At 49.6% G+C, this 19,775-nt stretch carries 16 protein-coding genes; 7 read left to right on the top strand and 9 right to left on the bottom strand.

From position 1 onward, the window contains the following. Window positions 1–34: 34 nt before the first annotated feature. The 5 genes from GJJ30_RS12380 to GJJ30_RS12360 form a co-directional block, all read right to left on the bottom strand. Window positions 35–3,787 carry a CotH kinase family protein gene (locus GJJ30_RS12380; protein WP_154175462.1) on the bottom strand — a complete coding sequence of 1,251 codons (3,753 nt, stop codon included), beginning with the start codon at window positions 3,785–3,787 and terminating at the stop codon, window positions 35–37. Window positions 3,788–4,457: 670 nt separating this feature from the next. After that, window positions 4,458–5,465 (bottom strand): toast rack family protein, encoded by a 1,008-nt coding sequence (locus GJJ30_RS12375; protein WP_154175461.1) that lies wholly within the window; start codon window positions 5,463–5,465, stop codon window positions 4,458–4,460. A gap of 21 nt (window positions 5,466–5,486) precedes the next feature. Then, the gene (locus GJJ30_RS12370) at window positions 5,487–5,993 is read right to left on the bottom strand and encodes a PspC domain-containing protein (RefSeq protein ID WP_154175460.1); all 507 of its coding nucleotides are present in this window, start codon (window positions 5,991–5,993) and stop codon (window positions 5,487–5,489) included. Between the two features lie 142 nt (window positions 5,994–6,135). Further along, entirely contained in the window at window positions 6,136–6,762 is a 627-nt protein-coding gene (locus GJJ30_RS12365) for a beta/alpha barrel domain-containing protein (protein ID WP_154175459.1), read from the bottom strand. A gap of 77 nt (window positions 6,763–6,839) precedes the next feature. Further along, window positions 6,840–8,384 carry a sulfatase family protein gene (locus tag GJJ30_RS12360; RefSeq protein WP_154175458.1) on the bottom strand — a complete coding sequence of 515 codons (1,545 nt, stop codon included), beginning with the start codon at window positions 8,382–8,384 and terminating at the stop codon, window positions 6,840–6,842. A gap of 286 nt (window positions 8,385–8,670) precedes the next feature. Between GJJ30_RS12360 and mnmA the strand changes: the two genes are divergently transcribed. Then, entirely contained in the window at window positions 8,671–9,864 is a 1,194-nt protein-coding gene (gene mnmA, locus GJJ30_RS12355) for a tRNA 2-thiouridine(34) synthase MnmA (protein ID WP_154175457.1), read from the top strand. Window positions 9,865–9,920: 56 nt separating this feature from the next. On the opposite strand, the gene GJJ30_RS12350 is transcribed toward mnmA, so the two are convergent. After that, entirely contained in the window at window positions 9,921–10,991 is a 1,071-nt protein-coding gene (locus GJJ30_RS12350; protein WP_154175456.1) for a hypothetical protein, read from the bottom strand. A gap of 307 nt (window positions 10,992–11,298) precedes the next feature. Here GJJ30_RS12350 and GJJ30_RS12345 point away from each other — a divergent pair, with 307 nt between their 5' ends. The 3 genes from GJJ30_RS12345 to GJJ30_RS12335 are packed head-to-tail and all read left to right on the top strand — an operon-like array spanning window position 11,299 to window position 14,044. Continuing rightward, a complete protein-coding gene (locus tag GJJ30_RS12345; RefSeq protein WP_154175455.1) occupies window positions 11,299–11,904 on the top strand; it encodes a hypothetical protein in 606 nt (201 codons plus the stop codon). 7 nt (window positions 11,905–11,911) lie between these two features. Further along, a complete protein-coding gene (locus tag GJJ30_RS12340) occupies window positions 11,912–13,537 on the top strand; it encodes a S8 family serine peptidase (RefSeq protein WP_229313094.1) in 1,626 nt (541 codons plus the stop codon). Window positions 13,538–13,540: 3 nt separating this feature from the next. Continuing rightward, window positions 13,541–14,044, top strand: a complete 504-nt coding sequence (locus GJJ30_RS12335) for an O-acetyl-ADP-ribose deacetylase (RefSeq protein WP_154175454.1) — start codon at window positions 13,541–13,543, stop codon at window positions 14,042–14,044. 295 nt (window positions 14,045–14,339) lie between these two features. Here GJJ30_RS12335 and GJJ30_RS12330 read toward each other — a convergent pair whose 3' ends face one another. Both GJJ30_RS12330 and GJJ30_RS12325 read right to left on the bottom strand, forming a co-directional pair. Beyond that, window positions 14,340–14,720, bottom strand: coding sequence for a hypothetical protein (locus tag GJJ30_RS12330; protein ID WP_154175453.1), 381 nt, complete (start codon window positions 14,718–14,720; stop codon window positions 14,340–14,342). A gap of 86 nt (window positions 14,721–14,806) precedes the next feature. Next, window positions 14,807–15,412, bottom strand: coding sequence for an NUDIX hydrolase (locus GJJ30_RS12325; protein ID WP_310588233.1), 606 nt, complete (start codon window positions 15,410–15,412; stop codon window positions 14,807–14,809). 12 nt (window positions 15,413–15,424) lie between these two features. Between GJJ30_RS12325 and GJJ30_RS12320 the strand changes: the two genes are divergently transcribed. Both GJJ30_RS12320 and GJJ30_RS12315 read left to right on the top strand, forming a co-directional pair. Then, entirely contained in the window at window positions 15,425–16,345 is a 921-nt protein-coding gene (locus tag GJJ30_RS12320) for a DUF2911 domain-containing protein (RefSeq protein ID WP_154175452.1), read from the top strand. 100 nt (window positions 16,346–16,445) lie between these two features. Then, window positions 16,446–16,958, top strand: coding sequence for a hypothetical protein (locus GJJ30_RS12315; RefSeq protein WP_154175451.1), 513 nt, complete (start codon window positions 16,446–16,448; stop codon window positions 16,956–16,958). A gap of 10 nt (window positions 16,959–16,968) precedes the next feature. Here the strand turns inward: GJJ30_RS12315 and GJJ30_RS12310 are convergent, their stop codons facing one another. After that, entirely contained in the window at window positions 16,969–18,672 is a 1,704-nt protein-coding gene (locus GJJ30_RS12310) for a sodium:solute symporter family protein (protein ID WP_154175450.1), read from the bottom strand. Window positions 18,673–18,968: 296 nt separating this feature from the next. Between GJJ30_RS12310 and GJJ30_RS12305 the strand changes: the two genes are divergently transcribed. Further along, window positions 18,969–19,757, top strand: a complete 789-nt coding sequence (locus GJJ30_RS12305; RefSeq protein ID WP_154175449.1) for an SDR family NAD(P)-dependent oxidoreductase — start codon at window positions 18,969–18,971, stop codon at window positions 19,755–19,757. The last annotated feature ends 18 nt before the right edge of the window (window positions 19,758–19,775 follow it).

Here is a 19,775-nt window from a genome sequence, read left to right as displayed (position 1 = left end):
CTAATTCCCGGAAGGATTAGAAGCGGGTTATCTGTTACTGGTTGATTACTATTTTTTTGTTTTGTACGGTTTTTCCCTGCCGCAGTTGAATCAGGAAAATTCCGTCGGCTCCCGCTAGTGACACCCGCTGGCGCTGGGGTCCCTCTCCTCCTACTGACTTCCGGTACCAGTCCCGACCCGATGCATCAATGATGGATAACTCCCCCGATTTGCCGTCTTTCAGATCATAATGAATTTCGAAAGTACCGTTCGATGGATTGGGCCATACCGTCAATCCGCTGGCGTTTTCCGCATCGTCCTCGCCATTTAACCGACTGCCCACCGGACAATTCAGGGTCTTGGGCGACCAGCTTAACACATAATTGCTGTTCTGAACCTTCGCACTGATCTGATAGGTCGTCCCGGTTTTGACGCTGGCGGGCGTGGGAAAAGTGTAGACGTGCGAGCCGTTGCCTTTTCCGGCGTCTTTCAAATCCTGCCGGAAAATATCGGCTTTGGCCGTTCCGATGGAGCTGCCATTGGCGAAGAACTCCACCGTAAACGCCGTGTTGGGTTTGTTGCGATCCCAGACCCAGCCCCGGATGCTCCCACACTCGACCTTGTCGAGATACCCTTCGAAATTGCCTGTCACCGTCATCGGTGGTGGTTCGGAAACCGCAGGGCTAATCGTCAGCGATACCACGACAAAGTTGCTGGCCGACTGCGTGTCCGTGGCCGAGTACGTCAGGCTGAAGGCACCGCTGACCGTCGGTGTACCGGTTAGCTGCCGGGTTGATGCGTTAAAAGTCAGCGCGTTAGGCAACGAACTCAGCGCGTACGTGAGTGGATCGGTATCGGTAAAAACCGGTAAGGTCGTCGAAAAAGCCGCATTCACGGTAGCCGATAAGGGTGCAACGGACGGAGCCTGGGGCGCCTGATTGACCACGGCGGTATTGCTGACAACCAGTGAGATGAAAACCGGAGTCGTGCTCTGCCCGTCGCTGGCGGTATAAGTGAGGCTAAAGGTCCCACTCGTTGTCGGTGTGCCGGTAATCTGCCGATTAGCCGGGTTGAAACCCAGATTACCCGGTAAACCCGCCAGGGCATAGGTCAGCGGATCGGTATCCGTAAAAACCGGAAGTGTGGCCGTAAATGCTGAACTCACCGTGGCCGCCAACGGCGAAACTGCAGGGGCCACGGGCGGTTGATTGACCAAATTGAACGTGTTGAGACCTACCACCAGCGAAACGTAAGCCGGGGTGGTTGTCTGGCCGTCGTTGGCCGAATACGTCAGGCTGAAGGTCCCGCTCACGGTGGGCGTTCCGGTAATTTCCCGGGTGACCGGCGCAAAGGACAAACCGGCTGGCAAACCGCTCAAACTATAGAGAACAGTTCCGTAATCCACATCAAAAAACATCGGTAAAGTCCAGGAAAATGCCGTGTTGATCATAGCCGTCATCGACACGAGTTCCGGTGCCTGGGGGGCCGAATTCGTTAACGCACACGTAATGGTTTTGGAACCGGTTTTCAACGCAGCAGTCGTGCCCTGCACCCGCGCCGTCAGAACGTGCGGTTTGTTATCAAACAGGATTTTGGGGGGCGCAAAATCATACGCGTGAAGGCCGTTGCCTTTCCCGGCGGTTTTCAAATCAAGCCGGTAAATCGGGGCAATGGAAGACGCAATGACAGTTGGGCCATCCAGCAATTCCACCATCACCGGCGTATTGGGCCGGTTGGCATCCCAGGCCCAACCCGAAATGGTCGTACAGGTAGCGGTATTCAGAAAGCCTTCAGCCGCAATTGGCATCGTGACCGTTACCGGCGCCGACGGGCTGCTTTCACAGCCGATGCTCTGGCGGCAGGTCGCCTGGTAAACCGTTGTAGACGTTGGACTGGCCGTGATCTGGCTTCCGGTTTGCCCGGTATTCCAGACAACCGTATTGGCACAGCCCGTTGCCTTGAGGACGGTACTCTGTTTCAAATTGACGGCCGTTAAACTCGCACTGATCGTCGGGGCGGCCGGTGGCGTCGGGCACCCGCCGAGCACGATCACGTTGCTATACTTGAAAAGTTCTTCTTTATTGAAGATTTTCAGCCGGTAAAAAACCGGTGCTGAAGCGTCCGGGTGCGTAAAATTGTACGTCTTTTCACTGCTGCTGGTTCCGCTTGCGGCTACCTGCCCTACCTTCGTAAACGTCGATCCATTGGAACTAAACTCCACCTCAAACCGGCTGGCGTCTTTTTCGAAGCTGGTTGTCCACAGCAACGCTTTTTCACTTCCGGAAATCTGTCCTGAAAAACGCGGCAAAGTAACTTCGACCGCCGATGCGTCCTGCTCCGGAAATTCCCCAAAATACTGGTCTAAAAACGCCAGCCGACTGTCAATCCAGGAACCAATCGCGCTCTGTTCCTGAAGACGCATTGTTGAAGGCCATCTCAGCTCTTCGCGAATGTAAGCGCCCTCATTGGTCAGCAGGCTCGTATTATCCGTAAAATTCTTTTTAAAATTCACCGTTGCCAGTTCCCCCTGGCGCAACGCAAACCAGCGTTTCCGCATTTTACTTTTAAACCCATTCGGATTCAGCGTCATCAGCCGGTAGAAAAAACCGTTGGTCCGAATCGCTTCGGCGAGTCCGTCCATTTTGCCGCTGATGTTTCCCATCGAAATATCAAAATCCCAGGGCAGCAGCATGTAAGGCTCATTTTCCTTGTAACGGGCAAAAAACTGATTGTTGCCGAAATTATCTTCCGTGGCCCCAATCGCGTTTAAAAACAGGAAAACATCGATTAGATTATCCACTTTAAATTTCCCACCAACCTGATTTCTAAAATCCGAATCCGACGATTTAGTGATAAAAGAAACCAGTCCAAACAGGTTATTCCAATACGGTAATTTCGGATAATCCATTTCATAACCCGACCAGGTTGCGGAATTATTGTCGTAGGGCAGCAACGCATTATTATTAAAAACACTCGTAAAAGCCGTCGCGTCGGTTTTGGCGCCCGATTTATAGAGCTCACCCCGCATATCACCATTATCTTTCGTCTTTTTCAGTTTCAGCTGTTTGCGATCCAGATCCTCGGTAATTAAATAAACCCCGTTGTACGAATTATTGACGAAAACGTCGCAATACCGCGTTCTGATTCCGGCTAAAGCGCCCGGCTCCTGAGCCGTATAATAAAGCTGGTGCATTTTTAACCAGATGGCCCAGGCCGTAGAATTGTTTACGCGCAGCGGTTCATTATACATCGCTAAAAAGAGCCATTTGCTGTCTTCCCGCATGCCAAACAGGGATTTTTCGAGCTCTTCGTTGCCATTTGGATCCTTCCAAAGCTCCATATTATAAGACTTTTTGGGATATAACCTCGACGTATTTCCCCGAATTCGAATGCCCATACTGGCACTGAATGAAGGCGAATTTCCGTCTGATATGGAAACCGTTCCTTTCGTCCGGTTATCGTCATTGCTGATGGCTACCCCGTTGGTGTTAAAAATGAAAATCGGGAAGCTCGTAAAAAACAGCTTGTACGTTCCCGATGAGCTGCTGAGCGAATACTCTTTCCCCAACTGAAAAGCGGCTCCGGTTGCGGCATAACTGTAGTTTTTATCGAAAATCAACGTTACCGGCTGAGCCGTCGTGGGAATGGCGGGTATTTTGTTGCAAATGATCAGCTTCAAATTGTTATCAACCTGATAATCAGCACTCGCGATCGCAATGGGCTGGGCGTTTAACGAGATCGTCCTGAAGAGGGAAAACCAGATCAAATAGAAGTAAACGGATTTGCCCGGTGTGTAAAAAGGATTCATGTATGGAGCTAGTTTAAGGGTTACTTTATAATTGCATCAGATAACATCATGTACGGATTGGGCAAAGCCCTCCCGGAACGGTTAAAATCAAAACCGTTCGATAATTAGCAGACCTGGATTTGAAAAATACGATGCGTTGAGTGAGGGAAATACCTATCCTGATTATACCTGTACTACTTCAGTATTTTATTGAATAAACTCAGAGATAAATTTCAACTAGTTACGGCAAACATACTATATTATCAGAAATAATATTGCACATACAATCAATAAAAATATTTTATTAGACAGCTAATAATTAATATTTTACGCGATTATATAGTTTTACTTCTTCCATTACAAGAAAAAAAGAAGACAGTTATCTAACGGCGGCAAAAATATTTTACTTTTTTCAGCATTTTTATTAACCTCATTTCTGTTAATTAATTGCCGAATGTAAAATAAGTACAATTACTCATTTATAATCGCAACGATTTTAACATTTCCTGTCTGATTTAAGTCAAATCCGGCCTGCTCCTTATTTGACGACATCTACTATACGTTTTCAACGTGGTCTGGACATTTTGTCAAAAAAAAGTCGCCGGTAAAAGCCAAGGCTTTTACCGGCGACCCGGTTTTCCGAAAGCATGTTTCGGCGCTATTTTCTTCGACTTAATTGATTTAATTTAGCTCAATACCGCTCGATTTTAAAACGGGAAACTCCGCCCTGGTAGTGAACCGTTATTTTTTTCGGGCTGGCGGCATAACCGGGCGTTTGGTAAATGCCTCCGCCGATCTCATCGAACCCATCAAACTTTTTAACGGTTAAAGCGCCTTCCGTTTCCACCTGACAACCGACGGTTTTCGGTATTTTCAAAGTAACCGACGTCACTCCCGATTCAATCCGGATGTCGGATTGGGGCGCGCGGTCGCCGAGCTTCAATTCAATATCGGCCGCACCAGCCCCCAGTTTAACCGATCTGACCGAGTAAGGACTCAAATCAAAGTCGGCCTGACCGGCGCCGATGCCGAAATCGAACGCCCAGCTCGGTTTCGGATTCAGGCGTAAATCCACCAGATTGACCAACTCACCCGATTTCAGATCGATTTCGTCATCATCCAGTTTCAGGTCAATATCCGCCGACCGCGATTCGTTGCTGCGGTTGACCGACATGCTGTATTTACTGACGCTCATGCGCGTATCGGCCTCAATCAGGCTATCGGACGGTGCTCCGATGTAAAACCGCCCCGCTCCGCTTTCAAATTTCAGGTTAGCTTGATCGATGATGGCATCCATCGGTTCGGCAATGTGACTGGTTTGCACCTTCGGACGGTCGTTGTCATGATCGTCATCGTCGTCATTATCGTTGCGGTTATGGTCCGAATCATCATCGTCGTCATCATCTTGATTAGAGTGGTATTCGTACCGGTCGTTATCCCAGCGTCCGTTCCAGCCATTGTGATGAAACATGGCAAAGAAAGCCAGTGGCACCGAAACCGCCAGCAAAACCGTAGTTACCAGGCCTGCTGCGGCATTTCGCCGGGCAAACATGAGATTCAAACCCGCCAGAATAACCAGCACCGGCCAGAACCGCGAGAAAAAACTCCAGTCGATGTAAAACCAACCGTAATTACGGGCCAAAAACAACACCCCCAGCGTCATGAGGGCAATCCCCCAGAATAAGCCTGATCGCTTCATAGTCAGTCGATGTGTTTTACGTTACGGATTATTTGAGGCATACGGATCGCTGGTCCCGGTGTTGTACGGATCGGTGCCGCTGCTGTACCGGCTGGGTGGTCCGTCGTTGTGGGAGTCGTTGTTTTTATTCCGATCTTTTACGATGAGCCAGGCACCGATACCAATCAGAATCAGCGGCCACATGTCACCGAAATTAATATCGAACCAGCGGTCGAGCAGAAACAGGAAGCCGATTCCGACCAGAATTGCACCACCGACGAGGTTCCCATTGCGTTCATTCGTATTCATGGTTGTGTACAGATTAGTTGAAGGTTCAGACTGAATGGTTGAATAATAAGCGGAAACCCGTTCCGGTAATACGATCCACAAGATAGCATAAATTATCAGGGACGGGACGTGCGGCAGGAAAAAGCCGGCTACGAACAGCACACGGATCAATGTCCGGTCGATGTTGAAATAATGGGCCATTCCGGCGGCTACCCCGCCTAACATGGCCTCGTCGCGGTAACGTTCTAAGCGTTTAGTCATGAGCGTATTAGTAAATACGATGTAAACGTAGAGCGGTTTCCGGTAGCTTGAAAGGAAGAAAGGAAGAATGGACGCGGATTCGGATGAAAGTACGTATTACCTGATAATAGGTAATACATACTACCGGGTTTAACCTAATAATTTAATCGTCAGTCTCCAGCGTTTCCAGCATCTCCATCAATTCGCCGAACTCGCGCGAACCGGGGCGGTCTTCGTCTCCGCCCGTGAGCGCAATTCCCTGAATGGGAAGTTCAGCAAGTAATTCATGAATCGTATCCGTCGTAAAGCCAATTCCCAGCAAAACCGGATATTCCCCCGCCAGGTTTTTAAGGACGGTTTTCAGGTCTTCATCCAGGTTAATCGCTCCCTTGCTTTCCAGCAAATAATAATCAATCTGATCGGATTGAACGGATGAAAAAAGGGCCTCCAGTTGATCCAGCGTCATCAGCGACAGGTCGGCTTTCAGGATAACGCGGCAGTCGAAAGTTGAAATATAGGGCAACAACGCGGATTCTTCAATTTGCAGCACTTCGGGCTGGTATAACTCCAGCAACCGCTCAATTTCCACGACGTCGATCGAAGCCGTTTCGCCAACGGTGTGCACACCGGCCACCCACGACCGGATTTCCTTAAATTTCTCCGGTGCGACGTACTGTTCGGAGTTTTCGTCCATTGAAAAACCCAGCAAATCGACGCCCATTCCGGCGCAATAGCGGGCATCACTCAGATTGGTTACATTACTGATTTTAACAATTGTTTGGAGAGCCATTCTGGATTGTGGTTTTCAATGACGGTTTTACAAATGTAAAGCCGGTTCGGGCATTGAACGCAGGTCTTTGGTAAATATTATTGCTTCGCACCCGTCTCGAGCCGCGTTTTGCTTTGCCTGATTTTAGCCAGCAAATCTGTTAACTCTCTGACTTTTTCGGGGTTCTGCTGGTAGAGATTCCGGGTTTCGGCCACATCCGTGGCCAGGTTATAGAGCTGCCCTGCGGGTTCCCCGGCTTGTGGCTTGATCTCTTTCGGATCGGTAAAACCGCCCGACCCCAGTCCTTCAATCAGTTTCCAGTCGCCCTGTCGGATCGCAAAAAAACCGAGCGACGAGCTGTGCACAACGGCGGGCTGTTCCGGCACCTCTTTGCTTTTACCCAACAAAACCGGCAAAATACTGTAGCTGTCTTCGGGAATTGCGGTTTTATCCTTTTCACCGATGATCTCCCGGCAGGTCGCCATCAAATTGGTTAAGGTAGTGGTGGCCGCGCTGATGCTTCCCGGTTTCACTTTGCCCGGCCAGCGAACCACAAAAGGAATGCGGTGACCGCCCTCAAAGGCGTCTCCTTTCATCCCCCGGAACTCACCGGCGGCTTTGTGATTGAATCGGTTCACAAAACTTTCCCGCCAATAGGGGCCGTTATCACTCGCAAAAATGACGATCGTATTGCCGGAAAGTCCGGATTCGTCCAGCGTGTTCAGCACCTCCCCGACCGCGGCATCAACCTGCTGCACAAAATCGCCGTATTCTCCGGCTTTTGATTTTCCGGCGTAGGTTTTGGTGGGCATCCAGGGCGTGTGGGGAGCGGCCAGCGGTAGGTAGAGAAAGAACGGTTTCTGGGTCGTCTGTTTTCTTAAAAACGCAGTGGCTCTGTCGACAAACCGGGGCAGAACGTCGTAAAAATCGAATGAGGGGGCCATCTTTCCTTCCCGCCAGAAAGGGCCGGTAAAACCGGATTCCAGGCTGTTGCCTTTGGTGTAACCCGTTGGCAATTCCGTCAGTTGCTGATTTTCGAGGTAACAATATGGCGGCATATCAAGCGAAGCCGGCAGAATATACGAGTAATCAAAGCCAACGGTGGTCGGCCCCTGGGACGGGTTCCGGGAAAAATCGATGTGATCGGGATTCATGTCGGATTTGATGCCGTATCCATCCGTGGCCAGCAGTGCTTCGTGGCCGGGCAACACCTGCCAATCCAGCCCCAAATGCCATTTTCCCACCACCGCCGTCTGGTAGCCATTGCTTTTTAACAATGAGGCCACCGTTGGCCGATTGGCTTCGATAAGTGTGCGGCTGTAGCCCCGCAGAACCCCAACGGGCAGCCGACTCCGCCAGGGATAGCGACCGGTCAGCAGGCCGTAGCGCGTGGGCGTACAGACCGACGACGGGGAATGCGCATCCGTAAACCGCATCCCCTGCGAAGCCAGTTTGTCAATATTTGGGGTTTTAATCTGCCCGCCCGGATTGTTGGCCGAGACATCGCCGTATCCCAGGTCATCTGCCAGAATGTACACGATATTGGGCCGTTGTTTTTTACCGGATTGCGGAACCGTACCCATCAAAAACAGCAGAATGGCAAAACCGCCTGCCGCAATACCAACTTTTAGAAAACCGGTCATTTTTCAAGACGAAGTTTAAATACCCATTCCTGTTAGAATGCGTCTTCTGCCTTTTTTTACTGATCTTCAATAAATGTTTTAGAAATGCATTGCGCGGATTTCTAATTTTTCGAACGATGGGGCAATGTTCTGAATAAGTGCAAATTGGCACGAATTTCGGAATGGTTTTTCTTTACGCGTTGTTAAAACGTATCTTTGCGCCGGTATTTGACAAGTATCAGGGGCATCGTACCCAATTCTATTTTTAATCAGTTATCGCAAGGCTTTGAACCTTGTTAGATAAGTCATGAGCAAACACGGACGTATTTTGGTCGCCATGAGTGGCGGCATCGATTCTTCAGTTGCGGCAGTCATGCTGCACGAACAAGGTTACGAAGTCATCGGCATGACCATGAAAACGTGGGATTATGCCTCTTCGGGCGGCACAAAAAAGGAAACCGGCTGTTGCAGCCTCGATTCCATCAACGACGCCCGGAACATCGCCGTCAACCTCGGTTTTCCCCATTACATTCTGGACATCCGGTCCGAATTTGGCGATTCGGTGATCGACCATTTTACCGGCGAATACCTGGAGGGCCGGACGCCCAATCCCTGTGTTCTTTGCAACACCCACATCAAATGGGACGCCCTGCTTCGACGGGCCGACCGTCTTGATTGTGAGTCGATTGCAACCGGCCATTACGCCAACATCCGCCAGGTGCAGGATGAGAGTCCGGCCAACGGGCGGTTTGTGATTTCCAAAGGCATCGACAATTTAAAAGATCAATCCTACGTCCTGTGGGGCGTTTCGCAGGAAAGTCTGAGCCGGACGAAGTTGCCACTTGGACACCTTCGGAAATCCGAAATCCGGGCGATGGCGACCGAACGCGGTTTTACGGAACTGGTCAATAAGGCCGAATCGTATGAAATCTGCTTCGTGCCGGACAACGATTACCGCGGATTTCTGAAAAGGCGGGTGCCGGGGCTGGAACAGGAAGTGGCCGGTGGCAATTTTATTCTGGAAGACACCGCGACGGGCACTCGTAAAGTAGTTGGTAAACACGAAGGTTATCCTTTTTATACGATCGGCCAACGGAAAGGGCTGGGCATTGCGTTTGGCTACCCGGTTTTTGTAACCGACATCCGGAAAGAGACCAACGAAGTCATTCTCGGCATCGATAAAGATTTATACCGCGATGGCATGGTTGTCAGCCGGTTAAATCTGCAAAAATACGCTTCGATCGAAAAACCGCTCGAAACGGTGACCAAAGTGCGTTACAAAGATCCGGGCACTCCAGCGGTCATTTCGCAGGATGGTGAAAAAATCAATGTCCTGTTTGAACAGGGCGTTTCGGCCATTGCGCCGGGGCAGGCTGCGGTTTTTTACGAAGGCGACGACGTCATCGGTGGCGGTTGGATCATGAAAAGTTTTCGGCAGGAAGGCCACCAGCAGATCGATACGGGCTTTGAAATGCCCGCCATCCGTTCGATAGCTAAATAAGTTCTAAAAGTAAAAGCCGGTCCGGCTCTGGACCGGCTTTTTTGCTTTAATAAATCTCACCAGCTCAACCGGATGTAAGCATCAGCTCGGGTTGCTCCGGGCATTTGCGTTGTGGGAAACTTGGATCTTGTCACATCGTTTTCCAGTAATAACTCCCCGGTTTTTATAATAAAACCGCTGTTGGGCGTTGAATTTTTGATCTCTACCGGAATAGTAAACTCTTTGCCAATCGTCGCATCCAGTTGCAAGCCACTGACTAGTGAAGAATGGGTATCAATCTCGGCGTTGAAATCGCTTCCCGTCTGACCCCAGTTCACCATGTACCCTTTTTGGGGCGTAAAGTTGGGTTTGTGAATCCGTTTGACGATCAGTTTTGCATCGTAATAAAAAAACTGCCCATCCGTTTTCTTCGACTCGCCATTGGGAATTTGAATTTTAGCGCCATTCTCCACCGAGCTGGTTTCGTATACTGTTTTGCCGCTTTTCCCGATAATCTGAAACTTCACCAGCTGAAATTCACAAGGCAGCGGCCGCACTACTCCTTTTTTTACTTCGCAGGTATTCGCCATTATTTCAGCGACCGGAGCCGCAATCCGGACGGCATCATTCGGGTACACCTCAACGGTTTTGGTGGTCGGAAGTTTGCCCGGCTGAGGTTTGGCAAGTATCTTTTCGGTGCGACCAAGCTGATACTCAATATGCGTTGCCGAGAAGGGAATCGGCTGATCAACGGCGCTGGTAGCTTCGGCGTTTTTGTTAATGGACAGTTTGGTCAATTGAACCACCTGTGTTTTGCCGTCTTTCACGATCAGCACCTGCCGACGCACAAACCAGTTGCCAAATACCGGCGACTGTTTGGCCGGACTGGCGGGTTTAAAGGTTGAATTGACCAGCAGAATCTCCTGGTAAAAAGCGATCTGGTTTTGTATTTTTTTGGGATAGACAAACGGTGTCGGCGTCGACATGTTGGTGACGCCAAGCGGAATGACCGAACTAACCGACTGGTTGCCAAAACCAACCCAGGAAATGTTGGTCATTCCGGTAAACGGCGCTTTCGGTGCCATTTCCGGTTTTGCACGCAAGGCCAACAGACCGATGATCAGTCCGCAATAATAGAGAGTTTTCATGGACAAGGGGATTGGGAGTTATTGGCCGTAATAAAGTGATTTAGGTCTATATACGTTATAATTTCATTTATTAAACGGTCGATCTATTAATGAAGCGGCAGGAAGATTCGTCTGGCTTTCGATTTCATTAACCGACAGACTTGCGGGTCTTCAACCCAATTCTTATTTTCGTTTTTCCTTCCCGTTACTTATTTCTATGGATTTCTGCCAACACCCCCGAACGCTGCATTATTTTTCAATATTATGTTTGCTTGTACTATCATCCTTCTTTTCTTCCTGCCAGCTGACGACCGAACCTCTGCACAAAATGATTGATTATTTTCCGCTGGAACCGGGTCGATTCTGGGTTTATGAAGTAAGCGAACAGCGGTTTTCGCTCAATGGAACTTCCACACTCCAAACGTTTCAGTTGCGGGAAGTAATAACCGGCTCGGCCACCGACCCGATTGGCGGCACGGTTTTGCGTACTGAGCGGTACCGACGAGCCAGCGACGGCGACGTCTGGCAACCTGACTCGGCCGGTAGCATCCGAATTTACGATGATCAATTAATTAAAACCGAAAGCAACGTTTCTTACCTAAAACTCGTACTGCCTGTTACAGAGTCGGGGCGCTGGAACGGAAACGCGTATAATTCGCTGGGCGATGACGAATACCTGGTCCGCAATACGGGCCGTCCGTTGAGCGTTCTGAATCAGACGTTTGCCGAAACCGCCACCGTTGTTCAACAAAATGATTCAACGCTGGTTAATCAGGATAAAAGAATTGAAATTTACGCCCGCGATGTCGGGCTGGTTTATAAGGAAAAAATTCAGTTGCAGTTTTGCTCGTCGACACCAACCTGCGTTGGCAAAGCTCAGATTGATTATGGCATCCGGTTTTATTGGCGGCTGCGTTCGTACGGGAAATTATGAGATGTATATGGAAAAAATCTTACTTTTTACGCTTTTCCTGTTGAGCAGCTGGCTATCAGCCGAAGCTCAAAACCGCAAATACCTCGTCCTGTTGAAGGACAAAACCAGTTCGCCCTATTCAATCAATAAACCGGAGCAGTTTCTGTCCCAACGGGCGATTCTGCGCCGGGCCAAACAGGGCATTCTGGTTCAGGAAAAGGATTTACCGGTCAATCCGGTTTACGTGTCGGCGCTCCGGCAAACCGGTGCCAAAATCTGGTTTAGCTCGCGCTGGGCCAATGCCGTGCTGATCGAAACGACGGAAGCCAACCTGACGGCCATTCGGGCGTTGCCGTTTGTACAGGGCATAGAAAGTAACCGCTCCGTCGGCAACGCCCGGATTGGCTACGCTCAATCGATTGTCAATCAGTTCAGAAGCAAACTGGAACAGGTCGATGACCCAAGCGTTTACGGCAATTCGAGCAATCAGTTGATTCAGATTGGCGTCGATAAAATGCACGCCCAGGGCTACCACGGCGAAGGCATGCTGGTGGCCATTCTGGATGCCGGTTTTCGCAACGCCAATCAAGTGCCCTTTCTCAGTCAGCTTTTTCAGGAAAACCGGGTGGTAGGGACGTATGATTTCGTAAGAAAAGAATCCAGTGTTTACGAAGATGATGCTCACGGTCTGAATGTGCTGTCGATCATGGCGGGTTACCAGGCAAACCAGTTGGTTGGTCCGGCCTATAAATCTTCCTACCTCCTGCTGCGAACCGAAGACGCCGGGAGCGAAACGCCGGTGGAAGAAGCTAACTGGCTGTTCGGCGCCGAATATGCCGACAGTTCTGGTGTGGATGTAATCAACTCATCCTTAGGGTACACAACCTTCGACGACCCGACTCAAAACCATACGTACAACGACCTGAACGGTAAAACCACGCTCATCAGCCGAGCCGCCCAATGGGCCGCCGAAGCCGGGATGCTGGTGGTGGTTTCCGCCGGAAATGAGGGAAATGATCCCTGGCATTACATTGGCGCACCGGCCGACGTGGCTACCGTCCTGTCCATTGGCGCGGTGGATCGGGATGGTTTCAGATCTCCGTTTAGCTCGTTTGGACCCACCCCCGACGGCCGCATCAAACCGGATCTGGTCGCGCAGGGTTCTGGTACAACCTTAGGGTCGCCCGGTGGAACGGTGACCGCTGGGAATGGAACCTCGTATTCGTCACCTTTGGTTGCGGCACTGGCCGCCGGTTTCTGGCAGGCCAATCCGCGCTTAACGGCCCAGCAGGTCATTGAATGCCTGCGCCAGTCGGGCAGTCAGTTTGCCAAACCCGATAATAATTTAGGATACGGCATTCCAAATTTTGAACGTGCAGCGGCCATTTCGGCAGAGTCCTATTCGTTGCTGATTTACCCCAATCCTTTCACGAATGCCGACCGCCTGACGGTGCAGTGGAATGAAATACCGCTGAACCAAACCATTGATGCAATGGTGACCAACTCCGCCGGTCAGGTCGTCTGGCGGCAGAATTATCCGTCCGATCGGGCCGCTAATTTTTCATTGCAATCACTCAGTTTATCCCCGGGACTGTATTTTCTGACTCTTTCGAGTAACAGCACCAAACGAACTGTCAAATTAATGAAGTACTGACCCATGCTAAGCGTCATTCAGGGCGATATCACCAAACTGTCGGTCGATGCGATCGTGAACGCGGCCAACACAAGTCTGCTGGGCGGAGGAGGGGTTGATGGCGCTATTCACCGGGCGGCAGGGCCGGAATTACTCGCCGAGTGCCGGACCTTGCATGGCTGCCAAACCGGCGATGCCAAGCTAACCGGCGGCTATCGCCTACCCGCCCGATTCGTGATTCACACCGTTGGTCCCGTCTGGCATGGCGGCAAAAACCGGGAACCGGAATTGCTGGCCAGTTGCTACCGCCGGGTATTGGAAATTGCGACGCAACACAACCTCAACTCCATTGCATTTCCCAACATCAGTACCGGAATTTACGGTTTCCCGAAAGAACTAGCCTGCACGATTGCCCTTGAAACCGTGCGGACTTTCAGCAGCCAGCAGAAAACCTCCGTTTCGGAAATCATCTTTGCCTGCTTCGATGAAGAAAACTACCGGCTTTATCAGCAAAAATTAGCAAACTGAAAGCGACCAGACCAAACCGGTACCTATAAAATTCAACGGACTTTGGGTATCCCAGAGCAGGATGAAATGCAGTTCGGACGGTATTTCGGCCAACGGCTCGCTGACGATTCCGAACGCGCTTTTTAACCGGACCACTTTTTCCGGCAATATAGGCTGCGATTGGTGACGTAAGGAGAGGGAATTTCGAAAAAACGCTCGTTGGTCTTTTACGAGATTCAACGAGCTGATCAGGCTCAACAATTTGACATAAAAAAACCACCTCGATGTTGAGGTGGTTTTGCAAAGTTTATTTCAATTAATTCCCTACACTTTCATCCGCTTCGATCCGGGTAGCTACTTCCGGTTTGTTCGCTGGTTGTGGGTTCACCATCAGATTCTGCTGTTTGTAATTCCGGTTGGCCATCGATGGCGTAGCCGGAATGGTAATGGCCGGATCACCCAATCCACCCCGACGTTGCTGCTCCCGATACGTGGCAATGTTCATCGGCTGGCGCTTTCTCTTCCGGAATTCAATGCCGGCTTCGGGTTCCCACTGCCGCGCGGCTGTCGCTTTATTGGGGTGTTTATAATTAGCTGTCGAATACGTCGGATCGTTCTTCAATTTATTCTGGGCAGACGCCGGTATGGCTAAAGCTATCGCTAACAGACCCAGACAGGTCTTCATTATCGTCTTCATAGTTGCTGTGGTTTTGTTGTACTCTGAAAACCATTACTTAGTTTTCGATGCCAATATAAAGCGATAAACAATAACTATAAACCTCGTTAAATCATTTTTTTCTTATTTGCCATTCGGATTATTGATTTTTCACTAACTATTTTTTCAATTTCATCAAAATCGACCCATCGAACCTCATTTGTTTCCGGCGATTGAATAAAGGGTTGATGGCTATCGGCTTCGAACAAAAAGCGGATATCATAATGCTGGTGTTCGGGTTCGGTCCCCCGCGCCGGAATCGTGTGAACATCTACGTCGAAGATCTTTTTACTGACCGGTTTTATTCCCTGAAGACCGGTTTCTTCTTCGGCTTCCCGCAGGGCAACAGCCAGGATATCCGGGTTGCCATCAGCATGACCACCGGGTTGAAGCCAGCGGTCAAGTTTGTAATGATGGAGAAGGACAACTTTCTGACGATCAGGGCTTACAATCCAGGCTGAACCGGTAACATGGCCGATTAACAAACTCCGTTCGAAGCAATCCGGATGGTGGTTTACAAATTGAATCGTTTGTTCCAGCATCTGCCGTTCTTCTTCATCAGCCGGATGGTGGTTAAGCAAAAGAGAGATTAAAGGTTGACGGTGCATAGCCAAAAATGAATGGGTATTCGATAAAAAACCGCAATTTCGTTTTAATTTTACTACGACATACAATTGATTAACACGATGAAAAAGATTTCCCTCCTGGCCACCCTGACATTTGTTGCTCAGCTCGCCTTTGCGCAGATTAAACTACCACAAGCCAGTCCGGGTGCAACCATTATCCAGACGGTTGGAACCACTGACTTTACGATCACCTATTCGCGTCCCAGTCTGAAAGGCCGCGCTGCTCTGGGCAATCAAACACCCCTGGCTCCATTTGGTCAGCTTTGGCGAACGGGCGCTAATGCCGCCACCAATTTCAAAACTACCACGGATGTATGGGTTCAGGGCCAAAAACTTCCCGCCGGAAGTTATTCGATTTTTACCATTCCCAATCCGGGCGAGTGGACGTTGATTTTCAACAAAAATCTGACCGCCAGCGCCGAAGAAGGCATTCCGAACGGGTATAAAAAAGAAGAGGATGCGCTCCGGGTACAAATTAAGTCGGAAAAAGTGGCCAAGCCTTACGAAACGTTCAGCATGGGCTTCAGCGATTTGACCGACAGCACGGCCAATTTTAACATCTATTGGGCGGACACCCGGGCTACGGCTCCGCTGAAAGTAGACGTAAATGCCAATGCGCAGGCCAATGTTGAAAAAGCCGTTGCCGAAAAACCGGAAGACGCCGGAGTACTGCAAGCCGCAGCCAACTGGAATCTCTCCAAAAACCGGAAGCTGGATCAGGCACTGGCGTGGGCCGATAAGTCGATCGGTTTGAAAGAAACATACTCAAATGTCTGGATTAAGGCCCAAATTCTCTCAAAAATGGGCAAAGTTGCCGAAGCTTTGCCGCTGGCGCAAAAAGCACTGACGTTGGGTGAAGCCTCCAACGACCCGATTTTCAAGTTTTACAAAGATGGAATTCAAAAAGGCGTTGCGGACTTTCAGGCCCAGATTCCTCCTGTTGCTTCTAAAGTGCTAAAAGGCAAAAAGAAGAAAGCGTAAGTTCCTGTTAATCAACGATTATTATAAAAGTGCCTTCTTTCTTGCGGATTGAAGGCATTTTTATTTTTATATACAAAGATTTAAACTATTATATTTGAATATGCCAACCGAACGCGCCCGAATCCAACAATTAGAAACTCTTGCTTCAGAGCAGGGACAAGCCATTGACAGTGTGGCTCGTGGTTTAGCCAATTTAACGGTAACGGTTCAGCAGGAGTTTGTTAAGGTCAACAGCCGGCTTGACCGAATCGAGGACGATCTAACTGTATTGAAGACAGACGTAGTCGAGATGAAAGGTGATATCACCTGGCTGAAAATGGATGTCGCTGTGTTAAAAACGGACGTTGCTGGTTTGAAAACGGATGTAGCCGGTTTGAAAACAGATGTGGCCGGTTTGAAAACAGATGTGGCCGGTTTGAAAACAGATGTGGCCGGTTTGAAAACAGATGTGGCCGGTTTGAAAAAGGATATGATCGAAGTTAAGCAGGATGTAGCTGAATTAAAAACCGACGTTGCCGGAATAAAGAGTGATGTCGCTGCTTTAAAAACCGGTCAGAATCGCATGCAACTTACGCTGGAAATGCTTTTGGCCTATCTGCGCGAACGGTTGTAGGAAAGCATTTTTAAGTTTCACTAACCACTTTCTTAGTCGGTATGGCTTTTTCCAGCAGCCAGGCAATACCGATTAACAGTACACAACCAACCACGTTCAACCAGAGAAACGCCATCAATTCAGCCAGCCAGCACCAGATAACCAATCCTTCCGTCACGATTGCAGCCCAGAATGTAGCCTTCCCCCCGATTGATTTGAAGTAAAAAGCGACCAGAAAAATCCCCAGAATTACGCCGTAAAATAAAGAGCCTAAAATATTGACAGCTTCGATCATGCTCCCCAGTTTGCTGGCAAATTGCGCCACAACAATACAGAATACCCCCCAAACAATGGTGGATACTTTCGAGGCCATCAGGTAATGCCCATCGGAATAGTTCTTGCAAAAGAGCCGTTTATAAATGTCGACAATTGTGGTTGAAGCCAGCGAATTATAGGCCGAGGCAATCGAGCCCATCGAAGCGCTGAAAATCACGGCGATGAGCAAACCGATCAAGCCGTGGGGCAGGAAATCCAGCACGAACCGGAGAAACACATAATTTACATCGCTGGTATCGCCAACCGGATTGTTTTTTTTAATCAACTCGACAACCTGACCTTTTACCGCTTTAGCGGCTTCATCCGTCTGGTTGATCACCACTTTGATTTGGTCAATTGAAGCAGTATTCTGTTCAGAAAGAGCCTTGTTGAGGGTTAAAACCGCCTGCTGCCGACGGGCCGCGATTGTTTGGTGTTCGGTTTCTAATTTGCGGTACTGGTCGGCATACTGGCTTTTTAAAAGTTGGTCGGTTTCAACTTTATTGAAAAAAACCGGTGATGGGTTGAATTGGTAAAATACAAATACCAGCGCCCCCACCAGGAGAATGAGAAATTGCATAGGCACTTTGAGCATACCATTGGCCAGCAATCCCAGGCGACTTTGCCCAATCGACTGCCCGGTCAAGTACCGCCCTACCTGCGACTGATCCGTACCGAAATAAGACAATTGCAGAAAAAAACCGCCAACCAGCCCCGACCATAAATTGTAGCGACTGTTGGGGTCAAATTTCAGATCGATTGTGTTAAGTCGTCCGGCTTTCCCGGCCACCTGTAGCGCATCCATAAAACCTACATCATCCGGAAGTAAATGAACCGTCATCCAGCCCGCAATGAACATGGCGACGGTGACAATCAGCATCTGTTGTAAATGGGTGTACGAAATGGCTTTGGCACCTCCCGTAACGGTGTAAACCAATACGATACCGCCCATAATGATATTGGTCCAGAAGATATTCCAGCCGAGAATCGTCGACAGAATGATGGAAGGGGCATAGATGGAAAGGCCCGTCGACAAGCCCCGCTGCAACAGAAACAATAAAGCCGTAAAAACGCGAACGCGGGCATCAAACCGGGATTCCAGGTATTCGTAAGCCGTAAAAACCTTCAGCCGGTGAAAAATGGGGACAAACGTTATGGCGAGAACCACCATTGCCAGCGGTAAACCGAAATAGAATTGCACAAACCGCATTCCATCCGTAAAAGCCTGACCCGGAGTCGAAAGAAAGGTTATGGCACTGGCCTGAGTGGCCATCACGGAAAGACAGACATGATACCACGGCAGCGATTGATCGGCCAGCAGGTAATCGTCCATGCTGCGATTTCCCCGGCTACGCACAACCCCGTAAATGATAATAATTGCCAGCGTACCTGTCAGTATCAGCCAATCGAGAATGCTCATGAAAAATACTGCATAAATCCGTAGAACAATACGATTTCAAGCAGGAGGCTGGCAATCACGATGACATATAGCTGACGCCAGGAACGAACAAAAGGAGGTAAATCGGTAGGATGTTGGGTCATAGCGGAATGTGGGTAATTCTCAATCTTGTTAAGGCAACGAAAATAAATCAATCTCTCGTATACAAATTAGCAATCCAAATCACAAAACGATCCAACCTTATTTTTGAAATGTTCAATTTTAAGAATAGTTTGCAAGGCAACTATCCTCAACCACCCGACATAACAATGGCAAATATGGCAAAACTACCCGTAAAAGAGTTAGAGACATCGGTATTTGGTTTGGACGGCAAAGTCGCCCTGATCACCGGAGCCAGTAAAGGAATCGGGGAAGACATTGCACGCCTGTTTGCCCGTTTCGGTGCCAAGGTAGTTATCAGCAGTCGCCGGCAAAGCAGTCTCGACGCCGTTGTTGCCCGGATCCAGGAGGAAGGCGGAGAAGCCGCCGGTATTGCCGCCCACGCCGGTGATCCCGACCAGCTTCGGCATCTCGTCAACCAAACTGTCGACCTATACGGCGGCATCGATATCCTGGTGAATAACGCGGCTACCAATCCGGTTTTCGGCCCGGCTATCGACTGCGATATGTCGGCATTCGATAAAATCATGCAGGTGAACATCAAAGCGCCGTTTGAACTGAGTAAGATGGTGTATCCGATCATGAAAGCGCGGGGTGGTGGCAGCATTATCATGATGAGCAGCATTGCCGGACAAACACCCGACCCCGGTTTAGGCATCTACAGCGTCAGCAAAGCCGGTTTGAATATGCTCACCAAGGTTCTGGCGAAAGAATGGGGTCCGGACCATATCCGCGTCAATGCCATTTGCCCCGGTTTGATCAAAACCAAGTTCAGCCAGGCGCTCTGGCAGGACGACGCAATTCTAGCGCATTTTACCCAACGATTGCCCATCGCCCGCATGGGCACCACCGACGAAATCAGCCCGCTAGCCTTGTTTCTTGCCTCCAATGCGTCCGCTTACTGCACCGGCAGCTTATTCCATGCCGACGGCGGAACGCTCATTTAACAATGGAAAATGCTTCGG

The organism is Larkinella terrae (assembly GCF_009668025.1).
In the GTDB taxonomy this organism is placed as follows: domain Bacteria; phylum Bacteroidota; class Bacteroidia; order Cytophagales; family Spirosomataceae; genus Larkinella; species Larkinella terrae.
This window is presented reverse-complemented; position numbering and strand designations above follow the sequence as displayed.

Coding starts and splice junctions, on each gene's coding strand:
- GJJ30_RS12380 (WP_154175462.1), bottom strand. CDS start 3,787: ATGAATCCTTTTTACACACCGGGCAAATCCGTTTACTTCTATTTGATC.
- GJJ30_RS12375 (WP_154175461.1), bottom strand. CDS start 5,465: ATGAAGCGATCAGGCTTATTCTGGGGGATTGCCCTCATGACGCTGGGG.
- GJJ30_RS12370 (WP_154175460.1), bottom strand. CDS start 5,993: ATGACTAAACGCTTAGAACGTTACCGCGACGAGGCCATGTTAGGCGGG.
- GJJ30_RS12365 (WP_154175459.1), bottom strand. CDS start 6,762: ATGGCTCTCCAAACAATTGTTAAAATCAGTAATGTAACCAATCTGAGT.
- GJJ30_RS12360 (WP_154175458.1), bottom strand. CDS start 8,384: ATGACCGGTTTTCTAAAAGTTGGTATTGCGGCAGGCGGTTTTGCCATT.
- mnmA (WP_154175457.1), top strand. CDS start 8,671: ATGAGCAAACACGGACGTATTTTGGTCGCCATGAGTGGCGGCATCGAT.
- GJJ30_RS12350 (WP_154175456.1), bottom strand. CDS start 10,991: ATGAAAACTCTCTATTATTGCGGACTGATCATCGGTCTGTTGGCCTTG.
- GJJ30_RS12345 (WP_154175455.1), top strand. CDS start 11,299: ATGATTGATTATTTTCCGCTGGAACCGGGTCGATTCTGGGTTTATGAA.
- GJJ30_RS12340 (WP_229313094.1), top strand. CDS start 11,912: ATGGAAAAAATCTTACTTTTTACGCTTTTCCTGTTGAGCAGCTGGCTA.
- GJJ30_RS12335 (WP_154175454.1), top strand. CDS start 13,541: ATGCTAAGCGTCATTCAGGGCGATATCACCAAACTGTCGGTCGATGCG.
- GJJ30_RS12330 (WP_154175453.1), bottom strand. CDS start 14,720: ATGAAGACGATAATGAAGACCTGTCTGGGTCTGTTAGCGATAGCTTTA.
- GJJ30_RS12320 (WP_154175452.1), top strand. CDS start 15,425: ATGAAAAAGATTTCCCTCCTGGCCACCCTGACATTTGTTGCTCAGCTC.
- GJJ30_RS12315 (WP_154175451.1), top strand. CDS start 16,446: ATGCCAACCGAACGCGCCCGAATCCAACAATTAGAAACTCTTGCTTCA.
- GJJ30_RS12310 (WP_154175450.1), bottom strand. CDS start 18,672: ATGAGCATTCTCGATTGGCTGATACTGACAGGTACGCTGGCAATTATT.
- GJJ30_RS12305 (WP_154175449.1), top strand. CDS start 18,969: ATGGCAAAACTACCCGTAAAAGAGTTAGAGACATCGGTATTTGGTTTG.